Here is a 23,974-nt window from a genome sequence, read left to right as displayed (position 1 = left end):
AAAACCGAACAGTTCGCCTTAGGTGAAACCTAAATCGCGGGCGCGATGCGTCAAAAGATTGATCCCGGCGCTTTTCCGCTTTTTCACAAACAGCGATCGAATTCGGCAGGGCAGCCATGGGATTGCGGCCTAACAGGGCCGCCTGCGCCGGGTTCAGGTGGCCTGGAATGGCGCCCAAGCATCGCGCATCCGGGCCAGTGGCGCTTTGTCAACGTGCACCAACTCTTTGCGCAGAAAATCCTCGAATGCGTTGGCAAGCACCGATGCGGGCCGATGTGCAGGAGTAAGAAGCGAGATACTGCTGGTGATCGCTGGGGTGAAAGCCTTGTAGGTGATGCCCGGCGCGGGGCTGGTGACGGCAGTTATCCGGTCAACCACCGCGGCGCACAGACCCGATCCGACAAGTTGCAGCGCAGGCAGCAGGGTCCGCAGGACAAACCGTGTGTTCAGTGTGGCGTTATCGCGAACGAAAGCGCTTTGGGTGGATCGGGTCAGAGGGTGTTCCGCGAACAGCGTGGCCATCGGGTAGTTTTCCAGATCGGTCGGGGTCAGAACATCCTTGCCGGCAAGCGGATCCTGATCAGAAAGCGCGATCACACACTCGGAATCAAAGGATTCGAACCTGATCGAACCGCGTTGCTTTGGTGTCTCGGCCAAGCCGATGTCAAATTCCTGCGACGCAATCAGATCCTCGACCGCCTGCGAATTGCGCATCATCAGATCTGCCTTGACCTCGGGCCTGTCCTTAAGGAACGCAGCCAGAACCTTGGGCATGAAAAAACCGGATGATGCGGGATGACAGGCGATCCGAAGGCTGCCGCGATCCCGGTTGCCAAACTCGGACATTATGCGCGCCGTCCGGTCCAGCCGGTCCAGCACTTCTTCGGCCTCTTCCAGAAAATAATGCGCCTCGGGCGATGGCGTAAGACGCCCGTGTTCGCGCACAAACAGCCGGAAACCCAGCTCTTTTTCGATGTTCAGGATCATCGTGCTGACCGCAGGTTGCGTGCGAAACAGCGTACGGCTTGCTTCTGAAATTGAACCGCTGCGCATCACTTCGCGGAACGTCTGAAGTTGCCGTATGGTCAGGTTTGCCAGCATGATATAAATCCAGTTTATGGCTATAGTAATATTATAGATTTGAATTTATGGCCAGCCTGGAACGATGCTGATCCCGAACTTTGATGCGAGGGGGGGATCATGGATCGTTTCATGTCTGTATTGCTGACCGGGCTGATCTGCTTTGTTGCACTTGGACAATTTGTGCAGGTGATCACCCGTTATGTGCTTCAGATCCCTGTCATGGGTCTGGAAGAGACAATGCTTTATCCCACGATCTGGCTTTATTTTTTCGGCGCCATCAACGCATCGCGCGAAAACACCCATATCCGCGCCAACGTGCTCGAGATTTTCATAACATCCCCTCGGGCGCACACTATCCTCGCGATCATTGGCGAAATCATCAGCCTGATCGTCGGCCTCTGGATCCTTAGCTGGGCCTGGGATTACACCCGCTACGCGTGGCGTGTCTGGCGTGAAAGCCCGACGCTTTACATCCCTACCTTTTATTCGGATGTCGCACTTCTGGTGGGCGTGGCGCTGATGATGGCCTACACGGCCTGGCACCTTTCCCGCCACATCCTAAGCCTGAAAAATGGAACAGCCGCATGATCGAGATCGCGCTTCTTGCCATCGCCGTTCTGGTCATCACGCTGACCCTTGGCGTTCCTTTGCCCTACTGTTTCGGGGCGGCCCTGATGGTGATGTATTTCATCGGCGACGTCACCATGAAGGGGATGATGCTTTGGGGCGTGCAGCAACTGGGCAACCCCATCCTGCTTGCCATCCCGCTGTTTGTGCTGGCCGGAACGATCATGTCGGAAAGCGGGATCGCGGCGTCGTTGCTGCGGTTCGTGAATGCCTTTGTCGGCCATGTGCGTGGCGGTCTGGGCGTTGTGGCGGCTGTCAGCTGTGCCGTGATCGGCGCGATTTCAGGGTCTGGCCTGACCGGCATTGCCGCGATCGGCCCGATCCTGATCCCCGAAATGGAAAAACGCGGCTATCCGCGTGAATACGCAACCGCGCTGATCGCCAATTCCTCGATCCTCGGGTTGCTGATCCCGCCATCGGTCACCATGATCGTCTATGGCTGGGTAACGGACACGTCTATTCTGGCCTGCTTTCTGGCCACTCTTGGTCCGGGGCTGCTGATCATGTTCAGTTTTTCGGTCGTGAACCTGTGGATGAGCCGGAAATTCAACCTGATTCTGGACGACAAACCCACATTCAGCGAACTTTCGACAGAAGTCGCCAAACGCGGCTTTCACGCCTTTCCCGCGCTTTTGATGCCGGTGATCATCCTTGGCGGCATCTACGGCGGGATCATGACCCCCACCGAGGCGGCGGCGGTCGCAGTGATCTATTCGGTTCCGGTGGGCTTTCTGGTTTACAAGGGCTTGCGCCTTTCCAACTTTTTCGCAGCCGGTAAAGAAGCGGCGACCGCCGTCGGCGCAATCATGTTCATGATCCTGTTTTCGATGATCCTGAGCCAGATGTTCGTTTATGAAAGCATCCCGCAGCAGATCGTATCCAGCATCTTTGCGATCACGGAAAACAAGGTTCTGCTTCTGATTTTCATCAACATTCTGCTGTTTCTGGTGGGCATGGTCGTCAACGATGTGACAGCCATCATTCTGATTGCCCCCCTGCTCTTGCCCCTGATGACAGCGATTGGCGTCAGCCCTGTGCAGTTTGCCGCCATCATGGGCGTCAATACCGCGATGGGTGGCGTCACGCCGCCCTATGCATCGATCCTGTATCTGGGTGCACGGATCGGCAAGGTCAAAGTTACCAAGGTCATCCCACCTGCAATGTTCCTGATCGTGACCGGCTATGTGCCTGTCGTGTTTCTCACATCGTTCTGGCCTGACCTGTCTCTCTATTTGCCGCGCTTGTTCGGGTACTAAGCCCGGCATTTTCAGCCAAAGAAACCCAATCAAAGGAGGAAATCATGAAAACCCAAATCCTGGCCACCGCACTTGCCGCCCTGATGGCGGCATCGCCCGCGATCGCTGAAACCCTGAAGATGAGCCATGTGCGCCCGCAAGACGCCACCATCGACGTCGAGTTGCGCGCCTTTGCGGCATCCGTATCCGAAGCCACGGGCAGCGGTGTCGAAATCCAGCTGTTCCCGGCGTCGGCGCTGGGGGATTACACGACCGTGCAAGAACGGATCAGCGTTGGCGCGCTTGATATGGCGACACAACCCGCTGCCGCTGCCGCGGATCGCCGGATGCAAATCTCGTCCTTTCCCTACATGGCTGAGACATGGGCTCAGGCGCGCGCGGTCTATGGCCCCGGCGGCGTCGTACGCGATGTAATGACCGGCCTTTATGCCGAACAGGACATCACCATGCTGGCCGCATACCCTGTTTATTTTGGTGGCATTGCGCTGAACGTGGCAAATCCGGATGCGGCCAGCACAGCGCCAAACGGCATCAAGGTCCGTGTGCCGGGCATCAAATCCTTCCAGCTTACCGGCGAAGCGCTGGGGTACATCCCGTCGCCGATTCCGTTTTCCGAAGCGTTCACTGCCGTGCAGACAGGTGTGGTCGACGGTGTGATCGGATCGGGCGCGGAAGGGTATTATGCCTCGTTCCGCGATGTGACCAAAACATACATTCCGGCCAATACGCATTTCGAAGTCTGGTATATGATCATCTCGAACGAAAGCCTTGCAGCCCTTTCCGAAGACGATCAGGCCGCCCTGGCTGAACAGGCGGCTGCGTTCGAGGCAACCCGATGGACCGTCGCCGAAGCCGATCAGGGCCGCAACGAGCAGCGTCTGGTCGATGAACTGGGCGCAACAGTTGCAGCGCTTTCGGATGCAGATCTGGCGGCCATGTCAGCCAAGGTACGTGCCGAAGTCTGGCCTGCCGTGCTGGAAGATGTCGGTGCCGATTGGGGTCAGGCGATCCTGGATCAAGTGGCCGCCGCCAGCAATTAAAACAGAGTTTCGGGGTGGCGCGCTATTGCCACCCCGAAACGCAAGTGAAAGACACCCCCCATGACCTCGGATTATGCTATCATCGGCGGCGGGATCGTTGGCCTTTCAACGGCCTGGGGCCTGCTGAAACGCGGGCTGCGGGTGACGGTGCTGGATGGCGATGACGGATCGTTTCGCGCCAGCCGGGGAAATTTCGGGCTAGTCTGGGTACAGTCCAAGGGCATGAACCAGCCGCGCTATGCGCAATGGTCACAGGAATCTGCCGCCGCATGGGCCGATTTTGCAAATGAGTTGGGCGATGTAACCGGACGTGACGTCGGGCTCGCGCAAAATGGCGGCTATGATTTGCACTTCTCGGAAGAAAGCCTTGAGGCGACGGTCGCGCAATACAACGTTCTGAAAGAAAACCTGGGCGGCAACTATCCTTTCGAAGTGCTGGGGCACAATGCCCTGCGCCGCGAAGAACCGGCAATCGGCCCACGCGTTGCAGGGGCGATCCTGCACCATCAGGACGGTCACGCGAATCCGCTGAAACTGCTGCGCGCGCTGGCCGACGATGTGCGCCGGCTGGGCGGTGTGATCCTGAACGGCAAGACCGTGACAGATGTGGAAAAGACCGATCTGTTCTGCATCCGCTGCAGCGACGGTTCGGATATCCGGTCGCGCAAGGTGGTTTTATCTGCAGGTCTGGGCGCGATCACCCTTGGCCCGATGATGGGGTTCAAAGCCCCGATCCGGCCGCAGCGCGGGCAGGTTCTGATCACCGAAAAACTGCCCAAGCTGATCAACCGCCCGTCCCTTATCGCGCGGCAGGTGGACGAGGGCGGCATCCAGATCGGTGCCACCAACGAAGAGGTCGGCCTTGATGATCACGTCACACAGCCCGGCCTTTCCGGTCTGGCCGCAGAGGCGGTCGCTGCCTTTCCCGCATTGGCCAAGGCGCAGCTTGTGCGCAGTTGGGGTGCCCTTCGCATCCTGTCGCCTGACGGACTGCCCATCTATCAGGAAAGCCCCACGATGCCGGGGGCCTATCTTGTCACCTGCCACAGCGGGATCACGCTGGCTGCCGCGCATGCCAGGTTCCTGCCCGACTGGCTTGAAGCGTCAGAGGCCGCGCCAAATCTGGAGGTGTTCAGTGAAGACCGATTTGCCGTTTCTTGAAATCACCCCGTCACAGGATCATGTGCCTGTCCGTTTCGAAGGGGAAACCCTGATTCTGCCACGCGGCGACAATCTGGCCGGTGCCCTGCTGGTTGCGGGTGTCATGCCATTTCGTCATTCGCCCGTATCGGGCGCACCGCGCGGCCCGTTCTGCATGATGGGCGCATGTTACGATTGTCTTGTCGAAATTGACGGTACAACCCGCCAAGCCTGCATGATGCAGGTCAGCGAGAACATGGAAATCACCATGCCCGCCGCCAACGGGGGACATGATGTATAAAGCGGACCTTATTGTCATTGGCGCGGGGCCCGCAGGTATGGCGGCAGCCCGACAGGCTGGCGATGCCGGGCTCAGCGTGCTTGTTCTGGATGAACAGCCCGCACCGGGCGGGCAGATATACCGCGATGTAGAACGCGCCAGTTCCGCGCGCGGGGATATTCTGGGGCGCGATTTCACCGATGGCCTGGCTTTGACCCGTGGTCTGGCGCACGACAACATCACCCACCTGCGCGGGTCCGTCGTCTGGCAAATCGAAGATGGATCGCGGGTATCCTTTTCCCGCGACGGAGCCGCGGCCCTCGCAGACGGCAAGCGCATTCTGCTGGCAACAGGCGCGCTTGAACGATCAATGCCGGTGCCCGGCTGGACGCTTCCGGGGGTGATGACGGCAGGTGCGGCGCAAATACTGCTCAAGCAATCCGGGATCGTGAGCAGACGTGCCGTTCTGGTCGGGTCCGGTCCTCTTCTTTATCTTGTCGCGACCCAGATGCTGCGCGCGGGCGCACCGCCTCTGGCGCTGGTCGAAACGCAATCCCGGCAGGATTTTGCGAAATCGCTGCGCCATCTGGGCGGCGCCCTGCGCGGCTGGCGCTATCTTCTCAAAGGTCTTGGGATGCTTTGGCAACTGCGGCGCGCCGGTATCCCCCGCCATGTCTGCGCCACGGCAATAGCGATTGACGGCGACACAAAGGCGCGCGCCGTCACCTTTCACGCCGGCAACACAGATCACAGGATCGAATGCGAAACGGTGCTGATGCATCATGGCGTTATTCCCAACACGCAGGCCGCCAGATCCATCGACATCCCGCATCATTGGAACGCATCACAAAACTGCTTTGTGTCCGATTGCGATCGCTGGGGGCGCACCGCCGTTCCCAGTGTTTTCATCGCCGGCGATGGGGCGGCTATCGGCGGCGCAAAGGTTGCGGCCCTCGCGGGCCAGATTGCAGCGCTGGAAATTGCCTGCGATCTCGGCAGGATCACAACAGCCGAACGCGATGCGGCAGCGCTCCCGCTGAACAGGAACAACGCAAACGAACGCAGGGCGCGGCCTTTTCTTGATGCGGCCTATCCCCCTTATGCGGGGGCCGTTTTGCCGGCAGATGACACGATTATTTGCCGATGCGAGGAAGTGACCGCAGGCGCCATCCGGCGCATGGCAGCGCTTGGCTGTCTGGGTCCGAACCAGACCAAGGCGTTCGGGCGGCCGGGAATGGGGCCCTGCCAGGGGCGATACTGCGGTCTGTCGGTAACGCAGATACTGTCAGACACTCTTGGCACATCACAGGACAAGACCGGATATTACAGAATCCGCCCGCCTCTGAAACCGGTAACGCTGGGCGAAATCGCCGCGATGTCAGAAAGCGACGCGACTAAGGATTTAGAATGACCGGACAGGTTGAACCCTGTCGAAATCAGCGGCGTTAGCCCGGTCTTAGTGAATTTGCGGCACAACCCGCTTGTCTGTCTTTGTCCCAAAGTGATGAGCTGTCTGCCGCATGAACACTGTACGATCAGGGCTGCCCGAACTCCGCAACGCCGCCCGGTCCGGTATCCGACTGGTATGGGCGGTGTTTCTGTTCAGCATATTCGTGAACCTGCTGATGCTGACCGGCCCGCTTTTCATGGTGCAGGTCTATGACCGCGTTCTCACGTCACGCTCGGAAGAAACGCTTGTGGCGCTGTTTCTTCTGGTCAGTGTTCTTTTTGGTTTGATGGCCGTTCTGGACTGGGCGCGGGGCCGGGTTCTCGCGCGGTTCGGGGCGCGCTTTCAATCCGTGCTGGAAGGCCGGGTGTTTGATGCCGTTCTTGATCACGCGGTTTCACCGACAAAACGGCCCGAACCTGCCAGCGGGTTAAGGGATCTGGCTACCATACGAAGCCTGTTCACCTCGCCGGTCGCTCTCGCACTGTTCGATATTCCCTGGACGCCGGTGTTTATCGCCGCGATTTTCGTCTTTCATCCCTGGTTGGGCTGGATGGCGATGTTCGGCAGCGCGACGACGATCGTGATTGCCCTTCTCAACAACCGGATGACCAGTGCATGCGTGTCGGATGCGCAAACACACGAACTTTGCGCGCAGGCACTGGCCGAACAGGCGCGCCGGTCGGCCGATTATGTCCACGCTCAAGGCGTCGGCGCTTCAATCAGGATGCGCTGGCATGCCTGTCGGGATGAGGCACTGGACCACTCGATCAGATCAAGCGACTGGGCCGGCCTGTTCATGGCGGTTGGCAAATCCTACGCGCTGTTCCTGCAAGCGGCCATGCTGGCCCTCGGAGCCTATCTGGTTCTTCAAAACGAACTGAGTGCAGGCGCGATGATTGCAAGCTCGGTTCTGCTCCGGCGCGCGGTGGCTCCGGTTCAACATGCACTGGCGCAGTGGCCAATGGTGCAACAGGCCCAAGGCGCGTGGGCGACTTTGGGAAACCTGCTGGAAACATCGCCCGTGCGGGCGCGATGCCACGCCCTGCCCCGCCCAGAAGCGAACATATCCTTTGCCAGCGTATCGGTTGCGGACCCAAAGACCCGCACCACGCTGCTGGACGGTATCACGTTTTCACTTGTCCCGGGTCAGGCCATCGGGATCATCGGCAAAAGCGGTTCGGGCAAGACAACCCTTGCCAGAACGCTTCTGGGCCTGACACGTATCACCACCGGAGAGGTGCGGATTGGCGGGGTCAGGCTTGATCAGTACGATCCCGATATTCTGGGGTCTTACATTGGGTACCTGCCCCAGACCGTGACCCTGTTTTCCGGCACAATCGCGGAAAACATCGCGCGGCTGTCCCCCAACCCAGATGCGGAACTGGACGTCAGGGCGGCAAAATGCGCCAATGCGCATGAAATGATCCTGTCCCTGCCCGACGGATACGACACGCGCCTTCACGGCGACGACAGCCGCTTGTCCGGCGGGCAACGCCAGCGCATCGCCCTTGCCCGTGCGGTTTACGGGTCTCCGGTTCTATTGCTTCTGGACGAGCCGAATTCAGCGCTTGATCATGACGGATCGGTCGCGCTGAACACTGCCATACGCAGTTTCAAAGCCGCCAATTGCGCGGTGACCATCATGACCCACAGACCATCGGCGATTTCGGAATGTGACCGGTTGATGGTTCTTGAAAACGGCTGCATCAAGACCGAGGGCGCGCGCGATACCGTGCTCAAATCCATGATCGCAAATGTGAAACCCATTCAGGCATCCCTTCTCAGGGTATCGGGATCATGACAGCGGGCCAGCATGTGCCCCGCCAGTGGCGCGCGACCGGACCCCTTTTTTGTTGGCGCAATAGCGCTGTTTGTGCTTGTCGTGGTTCTGGGCGGGTGGAGCGTTCAGGCACGGATATCGGGTGCCATCATCGCTACGGGCGTGATTGAGGTTGAAGTGAACCGCCAAGTTCTTCAGCATCCCGAGGGCGGGGTCGTTACGCGCGCTGCATCCCGACATTGTCGCCGAGACGATTGCTGGTATCGAGGCTTCGGGCGGCAAGGTAGAGCGGCATCCCCAAACAGACCTGCTCACCATCAATGGTGAATTCACCGCGTCTCTTGTCATCGTCCGTTGCAACGAAACCAATGCGGGCTCTTTGCGGTGGAACATCCGCTTCGACATGAGCCTCAAACCCGACATAACGATAGCCGTTCGTATGGATCGGCCAAACCAACAGCCGCTCGACTACTACCTGCTGCCGAGCCTCGACATGAGCAGGATGCGCCGTGTCAGGTTTCGACGGACGACGAGGCCTTCACCTACAACAAGCGCATCAGCCGCCTCGCCACCATTCAGGAACACAAGATGATCCTGAAAGCGCTCGAGCGCGGCGTACCGGAAGAGCGATTGGCGCGAGCCCTCAATGTGAACGTCAAATCCTTGCAGGACAAAAAGCGGCTGCTCGACGGCATATGCCCGGAGGCAGCAGAGCTCCTCAAGGACAAGCAGGTCGCGCTGACCGGGTTCCAAATCCTGAAGAAAATGAAGCCGATGCGTCAGATTGAGGCGGCGGAACTGATGGTGACGATGAACAAGTATACCGTCAATTACGCCCGCTCGCTCTTGGCTGCGACGCCGGCCAGCCAGCTGAAAGATCCGGAGAAGCCGAAAGCTGTGAAAGGGATCTCCCGGCAGCAGCTCGAGCTGATGGAGCGCGAGTCCGCGAACTTGGAGCGAGAGTTGCGCCTGGTCGAGGACACTTACGGCAGCGATCACCTCGATCTCGTTCTGGCCCGCGGCTACGTCTCAAAGCTCATCACCAATGCACGCATCACGCGGTATCTCGAGATGTATCATCCCGAGTTTCTGCCTGAGTTCGAAAAGATCACGGAGACGGAGGCCCTGGCCTCCTGATTCAAGCAGTTCGGTCAATTTCGGCTGAGCTGCATTCGGGGAAGCATGGCTCGCTCTCGTCGTCGAAACGGCAGATGCGAATTCTCCACTCGGTTATTCAGCCAGCGACCCGTTTCCTGCTTGTCTGCGACGCCAATCTCTTTCAGCGCAGCGCCGTACGATGCCAGCCCGTCCGTCACGATAACTTCAGGATTGCCGTACTTCCGCATTGTTTTCTTTAAGAATTTCAAGGCAGCCTTCTTATCGCGCACCTTTGTGACGTAGCTTTCCAGAACTTCGCCTTCATGATCGACGGCCCGCCAAAGATAGTGTTTCTCGCCGTTGATCTTCACGAACATCTCGTCAAGATGCCAGCGCCACTTGCTCGATTTCATCCCGGCAATCCGCCGTTTTCGTATCTCCGCCGCGAACATTGGACCGAACCGATGCCACCAGTATCTCACAGCCTCATGACTGACATCGATGCCGCGTTCATGCAGCAAGTCTTCGACATTTCGAAGGGACAGAGGAAAACGGACGTACAGCATCACCGCCAAGCGGATAATCTCACGGCTCGTCTTGAAGTAGCGAAATGGGTCAGGTTTGGTCATCCGGTGAGGCTACGAAACCGCCCTGCCCGGCTCAAGCTGGTTTTGTCTGAAAGTGCCGATGTCGATCCCCGATCGGAGAAAATTGCGTTCATTCAGGTTACCGCGGGAGCAGAGCCTCTGGCATGTTCTGGTAGCAGACGGGCCTAAGGAACCGGCGGATCGAGAGGGTGCCGACCGAGGTATGGCCGAAATTGGTTGATGCCGGATAGGGGCCGCCGTGGACCATGCTGTCGGCCACTTCGACGCCGGTAGGATAACCGTTGGCAAGCAATCTTCCTGCCTTGCGCTCAAGCACCGGCACTAGCCGCTGCGCCAGGTCGGAGTCAGCTTCGTCCATGTGCAGCGTAGCCGTAAGTTGCCCCTCGAACCCCTTTGCAAGCGTCATCATCTCGTCCGGCCCGGACACGCGGACGACAAGACCCAGCGGGCCAAAGACCTCTTCGCCCAAGGCATGATCTTGCAGGTAATCGGATGCGTTCGTTTCAAACAGGTTCGGGCTGGCATTGCGGCCTTCGCTATCGGTGGTGAAAACGGCCTTGACCGCGTTGCGGCCATCGAACCGGGTTTTTCCATCCTTATAGGCGTCCGCGATGCCGTCCGTCAGCATGCACTGGGACGACACGCCTTTCAGCGCCTCGGCGGTTGCGGCAACAAAAGCATCACCTTCTGCGCCAGTCTCGACAACCGCGATGCCCGGATTGGTGCAGAACTGTCCGGCACCCATCGTCAGCGACGAAGCCCAGCCTGCGGCTATACTCGCCCCCCGCGCTTTCAGCGCTGCGGGCAGAACGAACATCGGGTTCCCTTACGGTCAATTTGCTCCGTCTACTCAGCGCCGTTGGCAGATCCTGGAAAAACCCTACATTTCGTGCGGGATTCGTACTTGCCATGCTCATCCTGCTATCAGGCACGGTCTTTTACCGCACAGTCGAAGGATGGTCATGGATCGACGCCCTCTATTTCAGCGTAACTACTATTTCTACTGTGGGTCTGGGGGACCTGTCGCCGCAGACGGACTTTGGAAAACTGTTTACGGTGGTTTACATCTTTGTAGGCGTTGGCGTGTTCGTGGCGCTTTTTTCGCAATTCGCCCGTGCCATGCTCCATCTGGAGGACAGCGGCAAAACGCCAGAGAAACCTGACTGAATCCAAGCAAGATGCTCACTCCATCTTTGGTCAAAGATTAAAGTGTTGCAGCGACCCGTTTGCGTGTCGATGGTTGTTAGAGACGCGCACATCGCCAAAGCTCTGATTTGGTCGAGCCCCCAGCCAAAATCTTCAACCGGCGCTCTATGGCAAAGTTTTTCACCATTTCTTACAGAAAACAGAGTTTTTCAACACAATCAGCCCGAAGCGAAAGTTCATTATGGCGCTCAAGTACTCAGTTCCGCGCTGTAACTACGCGCACAGGCAGGTCTCCGATGACTTCTTCCAAAGCTGTTTGTCTTCGTGAACCATAAGATGGAGCATTGTTGAGTGCGCGCCCGATCAACTGGACGACTTCTGGGGATCCCGCGAATTTTGAATGACTGCCGGTCCTTGAGTCCTGAACTTTCGACAGGTCGATCGCGTTGACGCCAAGAGTGCTTAGTTCTTCGGCATCCGCAGCCCCCACGCGCGGGACACCACCGGCGATTTGGCGCGCAGCACGTAACGCAGAGTCATCCTTGGACAAAAGGACAAAGAATCTGTCGAATGTCGTATTGATTTGTCCCATCTGAGACCGAAACAAGTCGATATCTATGTCGGGTGATGCAAGCACTACGTTCTGCAGTCGACCCGTTCTGTTGAACTGATTCTTCTGCGCCACATCAACGATCGCTTCCATCGTCAGAAAACTTCCCATGGAATGGGCGAAGATGTGATACTTAGTAGCAATGCTCTTGCTGAGGAGTTCGGACGCGTCGATCAAAAGAGGCCGTGCAACAAGAGCACTGTTGAGGTCGTAAACGTATCTGGAGGTGCGACCTGCGGACGCCCAGGTGAAGAGTACCGGAACTCCTTCAAAGCCACTGTCTTCTACAAATTGTCCCACCTGCAAAATGGCGTCGCTGGTGGTCATGTTGTACCCATGGACGAACAATAGCACTTCCCGCTGAGCCGGAGCGCGAACTCGTAGCTCCGTATTTAGCGATGAGAGAAAAAGGCTCTTTGATGAGTATCTTGCGGGATCGATGACTGCGAATTCAGTTCGTGGATCAGGTGGAAGAGTTTTTGGTCGCTCCAAAGCACCGGTAACATGGGTCGGAGGTACAGATACTTCTACTGAGGCTAGTCCCAACTCATCCGCTCGTAGCTCGGAAAAAAGAGCTCCAACGACCTCCGTGTCTTCGCGCGTTGTGACAATAAAGACCTTATGTTTGGTAGCTTCGGCAACCGATCTTATAGGGATTTCGGGATTATCGATGCCCACAAGTTCTGGAGCGCGAGAGCATGCGACGATGCACACAAGCAGCAGAGGTAGCGATAGTTTTATAAGTGACACAAAACGCTCCGGATTTGATGCGCCCTAATCAAGCTTCATTAATCTCAAATGGATTTTAGGGCCACTGGAAACTTCGGCTTCATCCGCTGAGCTACAATTGGCTCAGACTGCGGCGAATGACCTTTCAGCCCAAAGCGTATGTCAGGTCGTCAAACTAAGTTTCCGAGATTTGTCTCAAATACACAGATGCGGAAGTCTAAAGATCGAGCTGCATGAAAAGCAAATAGGGCTGCAGTTCAGGGTCGCTTTCTCCTTCCGGGTAGCTTTCGATCTGGCGGAAACCCAAGTTGTGATACAATCCCTGTGCAGCGGTGTCATAGACGCCTGTATCCAGCAGAACGCGCGCTGCGCCCAAGTTTGACGCGTGGGACAGAATACTCTCCATGAGCTTTCGTCCGAGGCCCAACCCACGGGCCGCTGGTTTGACGTACAATCGTTTGATTTCGCACGCGTCCGGTCGGATCATTTTTAGAAATACGCACCCTTGCAAATTGTCGCTGCCGTCAATCGAGATGTGAAGGCCTCCGGCAGGAGGAAGGTATTCGTCGATGTGATCAAAGGTATTTGCAACCAACTCATCGACGTTGAGATCAAGCCCTGAGACTGCACGCAACTCCGAGATTTCATGGTTCAGATATTCACGAACCAAATCCCGAAGCTGCGCTTCTCTCTCTAGCTTGTCGATTGAGCGAATTTCCATGGCGATGGCTTTCCAAGTAATTCGGACAAACTCAGACTATCCTAAATCTCAATGTCGGGTAAGTCCTGCATTGCAGTCATAGGTGCAGACAGCGGCTAATGACCGCCAAGAGCCCATTCCTTCCACTTTGCTGCGTGATGGCGAATAGCGGTTTTTCGGCTCCCTGTGTGGTTCTCAGCTTGCGTAGTCTCGACCGCGCGCATCCAGCATGCGCATAAGACCTGCCCACTCTGTCTTTCCGTTGTAGTGGTAGTGTTCGGACAAGAGCCCAACTTGACCGATGCTGCGAAGAGCACCAATGTCCGAGAAGTATCAATTGCCTTCATTCTTTGGTCTGACAGCATGACTGTGAGAGACTGTCGACCTGATCGTCAGAGCAGAAGTGCTACTGAGCTGACGCTCACAAAGACGCCACTCCTGTCCTGTGCGGCGAATGGCCGGTCTGAAGTATCAGCAGATGCACTTTTGCCCCGATTGGGTCGACAATTGGCCGTGCTTTGCTGCGAGGACTTCTTCAGGCGACTTTGAAGATCGCCGCATCTCTCTGGCGCAGGATGGGCCGGGCGGCACGTTGAACGCCACTTGGTTCTTGTCGCGATTCAAAAAGCATTTGGATTTCATGTTGGGCTTCCTGATCCAATGCTAAAAGCGCCATTTCACCGGTCAACATACTTTCTGTCGGAGCGCCGTTTGCGGTGATGATTTCGTGTTGGTCGAAGAGCAGGTGATAGTAGGTGATTTGGTCAATATCGGGCAACGTTCGAACGGACTTTCCGTTGACCAAGGCGATGGCGGGGACGAGGATCTCCGACTCGCCGAAATGCAGTTCGGCCTGCCAACCTTCGACAAGAATCCGATGCTGTGGCGACACTGTCAGATCTACATGTGGCAGCCCGCGGCCGAGGGCGCCAGTATGGATCCGGACCGGTGCGAGATTGGGTCTGCGGGCCAGTTCAAGACTGTCCAACCGCCTACGGCCGATCCACCTGATAGGCTGGTCATCATTATCTCTGGTGCGAACCAGATCGCCTTCGGTCAGACATTCGACGGGCGTCGGACCAAGAGTGGTGTCAATGATTGTTCCCTTCGCAAAGCAGATGACAATCGGAGGAGGTTGGTCTGTGAAATCCTTTTCACCTTTATCTTTGGCGCGGAGGAAGCCGTTGAACGTGGCGCCATTTGCACCAATGTATTCAAAGTTGTATTCGTCTTCTTTTCCTGGATCGACATGGCGGTTGAAAGCATTGTTCAGGACAACTGAGTCAGTAGGGTCGTAATCGTTGATATCGATATGCAGACTGTAACTCTGGAAAGTCGAAAGATCGATTTCTACTTCGTCGGCGACGTGGTCATTCCCGCCAAAGTCGATCTTGAGGTTCTTGATATTGGCGTCCGGCGCCGCGACAATGGTAACGGTTCCACCGCCAACTATATCAACGAGAACGGAATCGCCATTTTTCACGACAATTGTCGTGCCGCTTGTGGTAACGACTAATTTCGCCAAACTACTGCCTCGTTCCTCGAATTGTTTCGAGTGTTCTTTGTATTATCATCACATTTTCAGGCGGTCTTTACCAGCATTTTTTTCCTGCACACCGACACATTGAGAAGAATGCGGCCTTTAGTTACCCAGCCAGCGCCCATATCCGGCGGCCCTGCGTACCCCGCCTATATACAGCGGGCGGGGAGACCCATGCCAGCGCCGCCTAGACGCGCTCCTGCTCCGTTTCAGGCGGGTGCGTTCGGCAACTTTGGCCGATCACCCAATCGTCAATCCGGCTTGCTGGATGTCGCGGTCCGTTCGCGCACCAACACGATTTTTGATCAGCTTGCACTGAGGATGGGCGGGATACCTGCGACGGGGGGGTATATAAGTTCGAAACATTCGGGTCAGGGGACCGGCGTAGATAATCAGATTTTTCCGCGATTACTTTTAGAGGGGGGCTTCTGGAAAGGGAATAGAGCTATGGCTAAATGGACCGAGAAGAGCTTCAGGCAAAAGCGGTGAAGCCTCCTCCGAAGCTTTCGTGTTACTCTACCACTTACCTGACGTTTGGAGGATGAAATGGCAGCATATGTGATAGGTCAACTCGAGATTTTTGATGAAGAGAGATATAAGTCTTACCTCGCGGGCTTTATGCCGATCTTTCGACGGCATGATGGTGAAATTCTTGCGACAACAAGCGGCAAAACAACGGTGGTTGAAGGCGAATGGGGTTTCCCACGCACGGTTGTCATGAAATTTCCCAGTCGAAGCAAAGCTGAAGAATGGCTTGCCGATCCGGATTACATTGAATTGGCGAAACACCGGCACGCCTCTGCGAAATGTAATCTCGCGATCATTGATGGCGTCGGTTGACAGTGGTCCGTGTGACACGCCTCTTTGAGGCTTAAAGCTTCGCGCCTTTAACCTGATCCATATCCTGCCTCGCAAAAGTAGTTCCAGCATTCTTGTGGGGTGAACAGGTCGCAGACTTCGGCCAATGCATCGAACATCTGATCGAACGTCCTGGCCCCGATTCGTCGAAGATGTGCTTTCAGTTTGGAGAAGGCCATCTCGATTGGATTGAGATCTGGCGAGTAAGGCGGCAGATATAAGAACCAGCATCCGATATCTTTCAGCGCCTGCGCCGCCTCCTTGTTGCGATGCGTCGCAAGGTTGTCACAGATCACGACGGTTCCCGGCAGCAGCTCTGGCGCAAGGACCTCCCGAATGTATGCGGCGAAGGCTTCTCCATCCATTGCCCCTTTGATCACCCAGGGCGCAATCAAGCTGTCATGGGTCAGACCCGCGATGAACGTTTGCGTGCCCCAAGCGCCGAAGGGTGCGCTCATTTCCAAGCGCTTGCCACGCAAGCTGCGCCCTCGCAGACGGGTCAGGTTGGTTTTGACGGACGTTTCATCAATGAACACAAGCCGATCAGGATACGTCTGCATTTTGGGGATGCGATATTTGAACCATTCCTGCCGCAGATGTTTTACCCGTGCGCGCAGCCGTTCGGTCGCGACCAGTGACTTTTTTTGTGCGTATATAGTCGACCTCGCCGGACTGGTGGCGTTTGGGAACCAGCCCGAGATAGGGCCCTACATCTCGCGAGCGTTTAAAGCGTGTCGGATCATCAATGGCTGCCGCGAACGCCAGTGCCGTGATCGGGCCAACGCCTGGCACTGTCATGAGGCGGGTGCAGATGTTTGATTTGCGCGTCATCACTTTGATATCGCTGTCGATGGCGACCACGGCCGTCAATATCGCGTGGCGCGCCGCAAACAGGCCTCGCAACGCAGCATGCAAACCGGGAACGCCGTCGCTGACTTTGAGGGCAGCGTCCTTGAATGCAGGCGACAGAGCCCGTGGCAATCGCACACCAAACACGACAACAAGTCCACGGATCTGATTATCGATGGTCACGCGTTGTCCGACCAGCTTCTTGCGCGCCGCGATCAGCGAGCGGATCGCATGAGCGGAAAGCGATTTGACATGGGTCGGTTTGTAGAACCCTGTCCGTGCCAAATGCGCCAATCCACGCGCGTCGTTTCGGTCGGTTTTATGCCCAGCTAGGGACTTCAGTGCCTGATAGGCTTGGCGGCTTTCGATGCAAACAACCGGGACACCAAGCTCCGTCAGGCCGTGGTGGAGCATTGGAGCCATCCGCCCAGTCTCAAAAACAACTTTGGTACATGTGGGTCCGGCGGCCAGAAACGCGGTGATCGCCTTCGGTGTCGAGGATGCTTTTCCTTCCAGGATAAGCGCCCCGTCTCGATCAAGAATGCAGATATGCGTCTCTTCCATGGACACATCCAAACCAGCAAAATATTCCATCGGTCGGTCTCCTTTTCAATGATATGAACATCAAGAATAACAGGCATCGATGCGCGCTGGTTCTGATTACGCCATGTTGAAAAACTCGAAAAATTCGCACTCTCGTTTTTCTGCCAAAATCCGTTGCATTGGAAAAGCTGGCCCTATTTGCGCGGACGGCCTTGGTAGAGCTGCGCACATCGCCAACCTATTGATTTGGCCGACCCCCTGGCCAAAATTCCCAACTGCCGCTCGGTGACAAAGTTTTTCGCCGTTTTTAGGTGAAAACTGAGTTTTTCAACACAATCAGCCCAATGCAGTCGCTCTCATACCGCGTTAAACGCAGAATGTGACTGAGCGGGTTAGGCTTCAACCCGATCCATGATCCATTTCGTGAAACGGGACCTTAGGGGCCGTGGTGCCATCTCGGCGGCAAACGAAAAAAGCTTGTTGCGCCAACCGGGTATCGTCATCCGCTTACCCTTCATCATCGCATCAAAGCCATCCTTAGCAACCTCGGAAGGGGACATGGTTTGCATGGGCCATCCGCTGGCAAGCCTCACATCGCTCATTCCCGCACGCCTGAAGAAGTCAGTTCGCATGGGGCCAGGACAAAGGCAAGTTACATCGACATCAGTTCCGCGGTATTCCTCAGCCAGAGCGAGAGAGAAGCTCAGCAAGTGCGCACGGGTTGCGAAGTGTACAGAGACAAATGGTCCCGGAACGAGTGCGGCTATTGAAGAAACATTTACGATCCGGTTCCGGTGAGTCCTTTTGCGATCCAACAAGAAGCCTTTCGTTAATTGCGCAACGGCGATTGTATGGAGCCGGATCATCTCGATTTCTCTTTCGAGACGAGTTTCTTCGAAACGGCCATAGACATTGAACCCAGCATTGTTGACCAGGACATCGGCGGTCACGTCCCAGTCACGCAGTTGGGAAAAAACTCTACCTGCCGCCACGCTGTTCGACAAATCCGCTGGTATCGTCCTGACCTTCACACCATGGGTCGCCGCAAGATCGCCGGCGCATGCTTCAAGGCGCGATTGATCTCGTGCCACCAGAACTAGGTCGCTCCCTGCTTGCGCCAAATGTTCAGCGAAGGCCAGACCGAGACCACTTGAGGCTCCCGTCACCACGGATTGCCGCGGCGGGGTGCGTTCCACTGTGTTCGCCATTTCATGGTTCTCCCTGCGAACCCGTCGCCTTGTGGCAGCACTTGACCTTTTCTAGCCGCCAGTCACCGAACCGCATTGATCGAGGACAAACCCTCGGACGGAAATGGCGCTTAAAGTGCAGGTCAAGCGATCCTACATCGGTCCTGGCGGCCGGTCGCTGCGTGGTCACAGGGATACCGGCGGATACAAAGATGTTGGAGCCAGATGTAACACTGACTGATTTGTTTCTCGCAATGCAGTGCGCGGCATTCGCTGTCGTGCTTCTTCGTGGGCGTGGCATAAACCCAGTTGAAACCCGACTGTTTGCTGCGCTGTTCGCCGCTCTTGCTGTGTCTTCCTTGTTTGGTGGGCTTTGGCACGGCGCCTTCTCCAAAGCCGATACGGTTACAGGAGACGCGATCTGGTCTATTGCCATGGCCGCCCTCGCTGGTTCCGCTGCGTTGCTTTGGCTCATTTCAGGCCGGTTGATCCGAAGGCCAGCGTGGGCTCTCTTGGCATCTTGGGTGGCCGTAATCCAGTTCATTTTTCAGGTTTTTGTTTCGGTCTGTGTCGCCGACAGCTTCCTTGTCCCAGCCGTAGGTCTGTTGCCGCCGATGGCGGCGACTGTTGTGGGCTACATCATCCGCGCTCAAAGTGGCCACGTGATCCATGGCATATACGGTGCGGCCGGTGTCACCCTCGCCGCGGTCGCTGGCCTCGTGATCGTGTTTGATCTGTCGCTCCACCCGCGTTGGGCGACGACCCTTGCCGTCTATCACGCGGTTCAGTTTGTTGCGTTCGGGTTGGTGTTTCTGTCTGTACCCGCGGTCTTGGCGGAAAAGCGGTAAACTGGCGCGGCGTGTTTAAGCCCGTCGGCCTATTCGACGGTTTCTTGCCGTTTTTCTTCGATGTTCGATCGGGTCCAACTTGTGGGAATGCCAAGCGGATATAGTAAGACAGCGATCAGAACTGCAACTTGAAGCCAGCTGGCGTCTCGGGCTGGCGGATTTGGCGGCGGCTTCACTTCTCGCGGTGACTTCAGTACCCAGATCAGCATGGCCAGTCCCGCGACGGCCATGGCGAGGTTGAAGACTTGTCCTGTCCCGATACCCAACCATGCGGCCTCATAATCGCGGAAGATATCCACAGAGAACCGCAAGGCGGCGTAAAGAAAAATGAATAGGCTCGCGACGACGCCACGGCCTGGGGGCCATTTGGCAAGGGCCCAAATCAGGATAGGAAAGATCACGAAGTTCTTGGCACTTTCGTAGAGTGCCACAGGGTGTCTTGCACCTTCCAGGTCCGGGTAGACGAACCCCCAAGGCACCGTAGTCTGAGAGCCGACAACCCCGCCTTCGATGAAGTTCCCGAAGCGGCTGATTGCCAGAAGAAATACTCCGGGCACTACGATCTCGTCGAGAAGTGTGATCAGAGCATGCCCTTTAAGTCGGGCGAAGGCCGCAGTGGCGGTCAGCCCGCCCAGCAGGACGCCATGGGAGGCCATCCCTCCCTCCCACCAGTTCAGCGCGGCCAGCGGACGTTCTAAGTAGTAGTCCAGTTCGTAGACGAGTATGTCGAAAACCCGCCCCCCAACAAGGACGCCGACGGCAAAGGAAATCGAGAAGGTAAGGACGTCCGAATTGGTGAAGCCACGCACATGGCGGCGGAACCAGAACCAAAGAAAGATGCCGACAAATCCGAGCGTATAAACCGCTCCGTACCAATAGATTGGGCCAGCCGGCGTGATCACGATCGCCATATCGAAATCATGTATCATCAAGTGTCTCCAAACGCCTTCTGGCCCCAACGCATATCATTTACGGCTTTCAAAGCACATGACGTGGATCAACCGAAACACCTCCAGCAGTCGGTAATCGGATAGCCATGCCTTGAACGGCGGATATGTCCGCAACTCAGCCATTGGTGCAGACTACGGCGAATGACCGGTCAGAGCGGCGGTTTCAACGGGTCGACGCAACACTTTAATCTTTGACCAAAGATGGAGTGAGCATAATGAAGTATCGTCGCCGGATATTTTTCACAGATAAACAGAAGTCAGAGATATGGGATCGATTCTGGCGCAACGTCAGACAGATCGCGATACTCGCGATTGAAGCGCAACGTTTTTGTCGGCGAAGCGGCCATTGATGAACGGTGCGGCGAATGGCGGGTTTGTCCGCATTTGTGGAAATAGAACTGCTAAATTTCACGGCAATATGAATGAACGTCCGCTTTTCTTGCTGAGTCGCAGCCAATGGGTTTGCACATTTCATCGCAGCGTCTGCGAAAGTCAAAAACGGAATGCTTCCGCCAAGGACTTGAAGCGGTCGTTCGATTGTCTGGCCGCGACCTTTGGCAACGAGAGGGGGCGGACGCTCTGGGTAAGATCAAAGCATCCATTCGATCGGGAGCCTCGCTATGAGCCAGGCCACGGCTCTCTGGATTCTGCTGGTCTCGGGTTCGACCTCGTGTGTTGTCACCTGTCCATCTGCGCCTGTTTCAATCCAGATGAGGTTACCATCATTGGATAACTCGACCCGATATGCGAACGCTGGTTTTGCGAGTTGCGATGCAAGCGCCTCTGCGATGGAGCGGCTTTCGATTAAGAGCCCCATCTCGGTGTTGAGACTCGCAGAGCGAGGGTCGAGATTGTAGGATCCAATAAAGACTTTCTCTCCGTCAAACGCGAAGACCTTTGCATGCAATCCCGAGGCCGATCCGGCAAGGATCTCCGGCAGACTGCGATCGCGACGCCTTTCGCGTAGTGCATGAAGCTCCAACAGTTCCACACCGGATTTCAGGAGATCTTCGCGATAACCCATGTAGGCTGCGTGAACGGGCATGACATCGGTTGCGTCGAGCGAGTTTGTCAACACGCGGACATTTACCCCTGATCGGGCCAGACCCTCCAATATCTCTGGCCCCCTTTCGCCGGGGATGAAATACGCCGAAACCAGATCGAGGGACGTTTGAGCCTGCAATGCCAGCCTGACGAGATGTTCAACCATCATCCCGTCGCCATCAGCATTTCCAAGCCCCTTTGCCGGGTCATCAACGATTAGCGTGACGTCGCTCCACTCGAACTTCAAATTTCTTTCGGCAATCCTTTTTGCGAGCGGGTTTTCGTCAATCGCCTTCTGATAGCCGGCACCGGAGGCAGACTGTCGCGCAATCTGCGCCGCGTCCAAGATTGTCTCTCCGTCAGTCGGTGTGAGAAAAAATGCTGCGTCATAGGCCGATTTACTGTTCCAATAATCGTCAAAGGCCGCCGATACCTCTTTAACGATCGGTCCGATGGCAAAAGCGTCGAGGTCGAGATAGTGGGTCCCAGTACCGTAGTCGAAATAAATATCCCCAATATTGCGCCCGCCCACGATGGTGGCGACACCATCGAACGTCATGGACTTGTTGTGCATACGGCGATTTAAACGCCTGAAATCATACGCGAAGGAGAGAAGTTTCGGATCCCTGAATGTGAACGGGTTAAAAATGCGAACGCTTGCAGTTGGCATCTCGTTAAGTTCCGCCAACAGAGGGTCGAGCCCCGAAATACCGTTGTCGTCGATCAGGAGCCTGACGCGCACACCGCGCTCGGCAGCGGCCCTAAGTTCATCAAGAAGCATCAGACCGGTCACGTCTTTTTGCCAAATGTAGTACTGCACATCGATTGAGGATACCGCAGCATCTGTTAGAACAGCCCGTGCCGCGAACGCGAAACGCCCATCGAAAAGTGGGCGAACGCCATCGAGCCCTGGATTGCGCTCCATGGCGCCTTGAATGACCCGGCCGAGTGGCCCTTCCCAATCCGGTTCCAGTCTGTTCGTGGGAGCTGAAAAATTCTTCTCTGGCAGAGGGAATACTGTTCTCAACACCACCGCCCCGATGGTAAATAAAGCCGCAATCACCAATAACCACTTCAAGAAACGCATATGTTGGTCCAGCCTCCATGGCCTGTCTTACGATCTACAACCCTTTATCTCCGGCTACCGGAAATTCCAAATCTTCAATTCTCAATGACGACAGTCGCCGATGAAAACCAGCGCAGGTCAGTTCCGAGCCCCAAAACAGCCGAAAAAAGGCGCCGCCTCGCAGTTGGTGACGCCTTTCACGCTTTGACAGCCTAAACGAAGTTCTATCTCCAGTCGCAAATCGAAAAAACTGGAGTCAACCTTCCGGCGTATACCAGATCGGCGAGGTGTAGGCGCGTTCCTGATGCTTCAAGACGCCTTCGGCCGGAATCTCTGAGCCAAGCTTGACACGGTCATAGGCAAGCCACGTTGGCGTGGGAATTTCCAGGATGCGCACATAGTAGAAGGCGCTGCTGGACGGATCGAAATCCGGGTCTTCCCAATAGGCTGCCAATGCCGCCTCTCCAATAGTGTTGGTATAGGTCGCGGTATTCAGATCGACAGTGTCTCCTACAGGGCGGTCGCAGCGATTGTTGTCCGAAATCGCTCGTTCGTCCGAGCAGGCCACGTCGTATATCCGTTCCTGAGACACTCCGTTGGCATCAAGCCAACCCTTCACAATCTGGATCCGGTCGAGGTTGGCACCATTCGGATCACGCAAGGCGCGGACCATCAGTTTGGGCGCGCGCCCCGCGGGTGCCGCGGTCATGTCGCCGCCCATGGGCACACCGCTTGCATATCCGATGGTGGCAAAGTCCGGCTTGAACACATCGTCCTCCGTGAAACTCCATCCGGCGAAGACCCTGAGCACTGGTCGCGTGCCGGTAGAAGCATATACCTCCTTGCGGGCCATCGCGTCCCATATCGCTTTTCGGGTATTCTCCCGAGCCCAAACACCGGCCAGCGCTCCAGCCGTCGTCTCCCAGTGTTTGACCTGAACGCCTCCGTCACCATCTGGACGTCGATCTGAAACAACGTCGTCGTCATAGCGGAATTCTCCAGTGCCCGGCTCCACCCCGGAGAATTTTCCAAAATAGTTTTCTTCACGCGTGCCGGCAAGTGAAGTGTGGGAGTCGCTCGATCCGATCATGCCGAATTTGAAAGGGTTGATGCCAAGCGCTGCCTGCTGCTCCAGGCCGAGCTTCAGCGCACTGCGGGCGTATTCATTTGGCAGCATTTCGGGCGTCTTTGCTTCGAAGCCAAAGTCGCCTTTGTCCCAGTTATGGAATTCCGCGAACTCGTCCTCGGGCGAAAGGAAAGGATGCGCTTCTCCATCGCCTTTGCCCTGAGTTACCTCGTAGATTGGTTCCCAACGCATCCGCCGTTTTGCATAGGCCGCGTCGATTGGCTCGCCAGCTCGGGTCGCCCCAGAAAACTTGTGTGGGATGCCCGCGGTAGAGATACGGGGAATACTTCGCTGCGCCGATATTTACATTGTCCTCGGTGATCGACACGTCAGCTGCAATCGCGGTGGTCGATGCAAGGCATGCGCATAAGCCAATCGCCGCGATTTTCATTTTCAAAGGTTTCACTTTCTCTTTC

21 protein-coding genes and 3 pseudogenes are annotated in these 23,974 nt (G+C 56.4%); 11 read left to right on the top strand and 13 right to left on the bottom strand.

The genetic code is table 11. The features are described from left to right. Positions 1 to 153: 153 nt before the first annotated feature. Positions 154 to 1,101 carry a LysR family transcriptional regulator gene (locus C1J05_RS04400; protein WP_114869194.1) on the bottom strand — a complete coding sequence of 316 codons (948 nt, stop codon included), beginning with the start codon at positions 1,099 to 1,101 and terminating at the stop codon, positions 154 to 156. Positions 1,102 to 1,200: 99 nt separating this feature from the next. Here C1J05_RS04400 and C1J05_RS04395 point away from each other — a divergent pair, with 99 nt between their 5' ends. The 7 genes from C1J05_RS04395 (at position 1,201) to C1J05_RS04365 (ending at position 8,677) form a co-directional block, all read left to right on the top strand. Next, on the top strand, positions 1,201 to 1,671 hold the full coding sequence (locus C1J05_RS04395; RefSeq protein WP_114869193.1) for a TRAP transporter small permease: 471 nt from the start codon (positions 1,201 to 1,203) through the stop codon (positions 1,669 to 1,671). Beyond that, positions 1,668 to 2,966, top strand: coding sequence for a TRAP transporter large permease (locus C1J05_RS04390; RefSeq protein WP_114869192.1), 1,299 nt, complete (start codon positions 1,668 to 1,670; stop codon positions 2,964 to 2,966). Before C1J05_RS04395 ends, C1J05_RS04390 begins: the two co-directional genes overlap by 4 nt. Before the next feature lie 44 nt (positions 2,967 to 3,010). Beyond that, a complete protein-coding gene (dctP, locus tag C1J05_RS04385) occupies positions 3,011 to 4,006 on the top strand; it encodes a TRAP transporter substrate-binding protein DctP (RefSeq protein ID WP_114869191.1) in 996 nt (331 codons plus the stop codon). A gap of 60 nt (positions 4,007 to 4,066) precedes the next feature. Continuing rightward, positions 4,067 to 5,167 carry an NAD(P)/FAD-dependent oxidoreductase gene (locus tag C1J05_RS04380; RefSeq protein ID WP_114869190.1) on the top strand — a complete coding sequence of 367 codons (1,101 nt, stop codon included), beginning with the start codon at positions 4,067 to 4,069 and terminating at the stop codon, positions 5,165 to 5,167. Then, a complete protein-coding gene (locus C1J05_RS04375) occupies positions 5,142 to 5,447 on the top strand; it encodes a (2Fe-2S)-binding protein (protein ID WP_254684699.1) in 306 nt (101 codons plus the stop codon). Before C1J05_RS04380 ends, C1J05_RS04375 begins: the two co-directional genes overlap by 26 nt. Continuing rightward, entirely contained in the window at positions 5,437 to 6,837 is a 1,401-nt protein-coding gene (locus C1J05_RS04370; protein WP_368073732.1) for an NAD(P)/FAD-dependent oxidoreductase, read from the top strand. The genes C1J05_RS04375 and C1J05_RS04370 overlap by 11 nt, the downstream gene beginning before the upstream one ends. Positions 6,838 to 6,946: 109 nt before the next feature. Beyond that, positions 6,947 to 8,677, top strand: a complete 1,731-nt coding sequence (locus C1J05_RS04365; protein WP_114869187.1) for a type I secretion system permease/ATPase — start codon at positions 6,947 to 6,949, stop codon at positions 8,675 to 8,677. A gap of 196 nt (positions 8,678 to 8,873) precedes the next feature. Here C1J05_RS04365 and C1J05_RS21290 read toward each other — a convergent pair whose 3' ends face one another. Continuing rightward, entirely contained in the window at positions 8,874 to 9,113 is a 240-nt protein-coding gene (locus tag C1J05_RS21290; RefSeq protein WP_162797860.1) for a hypothetical protein, read from the bottom strand. A 131-nt stretch (positions 9,114 to 9,244) separates the two neighbouring features. Here C1J05_RS21290 and C1J05_RS04350 point away from each other — a divergent pair, with 131 nt between their 5' ends. Then, on the top strand, positions 9,245 to 9,793 hold the full coding sequence (locus C1J05_RS04350; protein WP_254684777.1) for a plasmid partitioning protein RepB C-terminal domain-containing protein: 549 nt from the start codon (positions 9,245 to 9,247) through the stop codon (positions 9,791 to 9,793). Between the two features lie 41 nt (positions 9,794 to 9,834). Here C1J05_RS04350 and C1J05_RS04345 read toward each other — a convergent pair. Both C1J05_RS04345 and C1J05_RS04340 read right to left on the bottom strand, forming a co-directional pair. Then, positions 9,835 to 10,383, bottom strand: a pseudogene (locus C1J05_RS04345) (IS6 family transposase); the annotation flags it as partial. A 97-nt stretch (positions 10,384 to 10,480) separates the two neighbouring features. Beyond that, positions 10,481 to 11,185, bottom strand: a pseudogene (locus C1J05_RS04340) (aldehyde dehydrogenase (NADP(+))); the annotation flags it as partial. Positions 11,186 to 11,271: 86 nt separating this feature from the next. Here C1J05_RS04340 and C1J05_RS04335 point away from each other — a divergent pair. After that, on the top strand, positions 11,272 to 11,529 hold the full coding sequence (locus C1J05_RS04335; protein WP_114869185.1) for a potassium channel family protein: 258 nt from the start codon (positions 11,272 to 11,274) through the stop codon (positions 11,527 to 11,529). Between the two features lie 235 nt (positions 11,530 to 11,764). Here the strand turns inward: C1J05_RS04335 and C1J05_RS21785 are convergent, their stop codons facing one another. The 3 genes from C1J05_RS21785 to C1J05_RS04320 all read right to left on the bottom strand — a co-directional run bounded on the left by C1J05_RS21785 (position 11,765) and on the right by C1J05_RS04320 (position 15,072). Beyond that, positions 11,765 to 12,610 (bottom strand): alpha/beta hydrolase, encoded by an 846-nt coding sequence (locus tag C1J05_RS21785; RefSeq protein ID WP_302622794.1) that lies wholly within the window; start codon positions 12,608 to 12,610, stop codon positions 11,765 to 11,767. 454 nt (positions 12,611 to 13,064) lie between these two features. Further along, on the bottom strand, positions 13,065 to 13,568 hold the full coding sequence (locus C1J05_RS04325) for a GNAT family N-acetyltransferase (RefSeq protein WP_114869184.1): 504 nt from the start codon (positions 13,566 to 13,568) through the stop codon (positions 13,065 to 13,067). 514 nt (positions 13,569 to 14,082) lie between these two features. Beyond that, positions 14,083 to 15,072, bottom strand: coding sequence for a Hint domain-containing protein (locus tag C1J05_RS04320; protein WP_114869183.1), 990 nt, complete (start codon positions 15,070 to 15,072; stop codon positions 14,083 to 14,085). Between the two features lie 561 nt (positions 15,073 to 15,633). Here C1J05_RS04320 and C1J05_RS04310 point away from each other — a divergent pair. Beyond that, positions 15,634 to 15,927, top strand: a complete 294-nt coding sequence (locus C1J05_RS04310) for a DUF1330 domain-containing protein (RefSeq protein WP_162797914.1) — start codon at positions 15,634 to 15,636, stop codon at positions 15,925 to 15,927. Between the two features lie 47 nt (positions 15,928 to 15,974). Here the strand turns inward: C1J05_RS04310 and C1J05_RS04305 are convergent. From C1J05_RS04305 to C1J05_RS04295, 3 genes and pseudogenes are all read right to left on the bottom strand, one after another. Then, positions 15,975 to 16,589 (bottom strand): annotated as a pseudogene (locus C1J05_RS04305) (IS630 family transposase); the annotation flags it as partial. Beyond that, positions 16,489 to 17,388, bottom strand: a complete 900-nt coding sequence (locus C1J05_RS04300) for an IS110 family transposase (RefSeq protein ID WP_254684697.1) — start codon at positions 17,386 to 17,388, stop codon at positions 16,489 to 16,491. The gene C1J05_RS04300 and the pseudogene C1J05_RS04305, both read right to left, overlap by 101 nt. A gap of 341 nt (positions 17,389 to 17,729) precedes the next feature. Next, positions 17,730 to 18,545 carry an SDR family NAD(P)-dependent oxidoreductase gene (locus C1J05_RS04295; protein WP_114869179.1) on the bottom strand — a complete coding sequence of 272 codons (816 nt, stop codon included), beginning with the start codon at positions 18,543 to 18,545 and terminating at the stop codon, positions 17,730 to 17,732. Between the two features lie 191 nt (positions 18,546 to 18,736). On the opposite strand from C1J05_RS04295, the gene C1J05_RS22215 reads away from it, so the two are divergent. After that, a complete protein-coding gene (locus C1J05_RS22215) occupies positions 18,737 to 19,372 on the top strand; it encodes a DUF6962 family protein (protein WP_441351685.1) in 636 nt (211 codons plus the stop codon). 29 nt (positions 19,373 to 19,401) lie between these two features. On the opposite strand, the gene lgt is transcribed toward C1J05_RS22215, so the two are convergent. From lgt to C1J05_RS04275, 3 genes are all read right to left on the bottom strand, one after another. Further along, positions 19,402 to 20,301, bottom strand: a complete 900-nt coding sequence (gene lgt, locus C1J05_RS04285) for a prolipoprotein diacylglyceryl transferase (RefSeq protein WP_114869177.1) — start codon at positions 20,299 to 20,301, stop codon at positions 19,402 to 19,404. Positions 20,302 to 20,911: 610 nt separating this feature from the next. Further along, positions 20,912 to 22,453, bottom strand: a complete 1,542-nt coding sequence (locus C1J05_RS04280; RefSeq protein ID WP_114869176.1) for a phospholipase D family protein — start codon at positions 22,451 to 22,453, stop codon at positions 20,912 to 20,914. 235 nt (positions 22,454 to 22,688) lie between these two features. Continuing rightward, on the bottom strand, positions 22,689 to 23,750 hold the full coding sequence (locus C1J05_RS04275; RefSeq protein WP_254684696.1) for a DUF3604 domain-containing protein: 1,062 nt from the start codon (positions 23,748 to 23,750) through the stop codon (positions 22,689 to 22,691). Positions 23,751 to 23,974 lie beyond the last annotated feature (224 nt).

This window comes from Sulfitobacter sp. JL08, from assembly GCF_003352045.1.
Lineage (GTDB): Bacteria > Pseudomonadota > Alphaproteobacteria > Rhodobacterales > Rhodobacteraceae > JL08.
The sequence above is the reverse complement of the archived record's forward strand: the minus strand, read 5'-3'. Positions and strand labels throughout refer to the sequence as shown.

Excerpts from the sequence above, each read along its gene's own strand:
- C1J05_RS04400 (WP_114869194.1), bottom strand. The coding sequence starts at position 1,101 with ATGCTGGCAAACCTGACCATACGGCAACTTCAGACGTTCCGCGAAGTG.
- C1J05_RS04395 (WP_114869193.1), top strand. The coding sequence starts at position 1,201 with ATGGATCGTTTCATGTCTGTATTGCTGACCGGGCTGATCTGCTTTGTT.
- C1J05_RS04390 (WP_114869192.1), top strand. The coding sequence starts at position 1,668 with ATGATCGAGATCGCGCTTCTTGCCATCGCCGTTCTGGTCATCACGCTG.
- dctP (WP_114869191.1), top strand. The coding sequence starts at position 3,011 with ATGAAAACCCAAATCCTGGCCACCGCACTTGCCGCCCTGATGGCGGCA.
- C1J05_RS04380 (WP_114869190.1), top strand. The coding sequence starts at position 4,067 with ATGACCTCGGATTATGCTATCATCGGCGGCGGGATCGTTGGCCTTTCA.
- C1J05_RS04370 (WP_368073732.1), top strand. The coding sequence starts at position 5,437 with ATGATGTATAAAGCGGACCTTATTGTCATTGGCGCGGGGCCCGCAGGT.
- C1J05_RS04365 (WP_114869187.1), top strand. The coding sequence starts at position 6,947 with ATGAACACTGTACGATCAGGGCTGCCCGAACTCCGCAACGCCGCCCGG.
- C1J05_RS04350 (WP_254684777.1), top strand. The coding sequence starts at position 9,245 with ATGATCCTGAAAGCGCTCGAGCGCGGCGTACCGGAAGAGCGATTGGCG.
- C1J05_RS04335 (WP_114869185.1), top strand. The coding sequence starts at position 11,272 with ATGCTCATCCTGCTATCAGGCACGGTCTTTTACCGCACAGTCGAAGGA.
- C1J05_RS04325 (WP_114869184.1), bottom strand. The coding sequence starts at position 13,568 with ATGGAAATTCGCTCAATCGACAAGCTAGAGAGAGAAGCGCAGCTTCGG.
- C1J05_RS04310 (WP_162797914.1), top strand. The coding sequence starts at position 15,634 with ATGGCAGCATATGTGATAGGTCAACTCGAGATTTTTGATGAAGAGAGA.
- C1J05_RS04300 (WP_254684697.1), bottom strand. The coding sequence starts at position 17,388 with ATGGAATATTTTGCTGGTTTGGATGTGTCCATGGAAGAGACGCATATC.
- C1J05_RS04295 (WP_114869179.1), bottom strand. The coding sequence starts at position 18,545 with ATGGCGAACACAGTGGAACGCACCCCGCCGCGGCAATCCGTGGTGACG.
- C1J05_RS22215 (WP_441351685.1), top strand. The coding sequence starts at position 18,737 with ATGTTGGAGCCAGATGTAACACTGACTGATTTGTTTCTCGCAATGCAG.
- lgt (WP_114869177.1), bottom strand. The coding sequence starts at position 20,301 with ATGATACATGATTTCGATATGGCGATCGTGATCACGCCGGCTGGCCCA.
- C1J05_RS04280 (WP_114869176.1), bottom strand. The coding sequence starts at position 22,453 with ATGCGTTTCTTGAAGTGGTTATTGGTGATTGCGGCTTTATTTACCATC.
- C1J05_RS04275 (WP_254684696.1), bottom strand. The coding sequence starts at position 23,750 with ATGCGTTGGGAACCAATCTACGAGGTAACTCAGGGCAAAGGCGATGGA.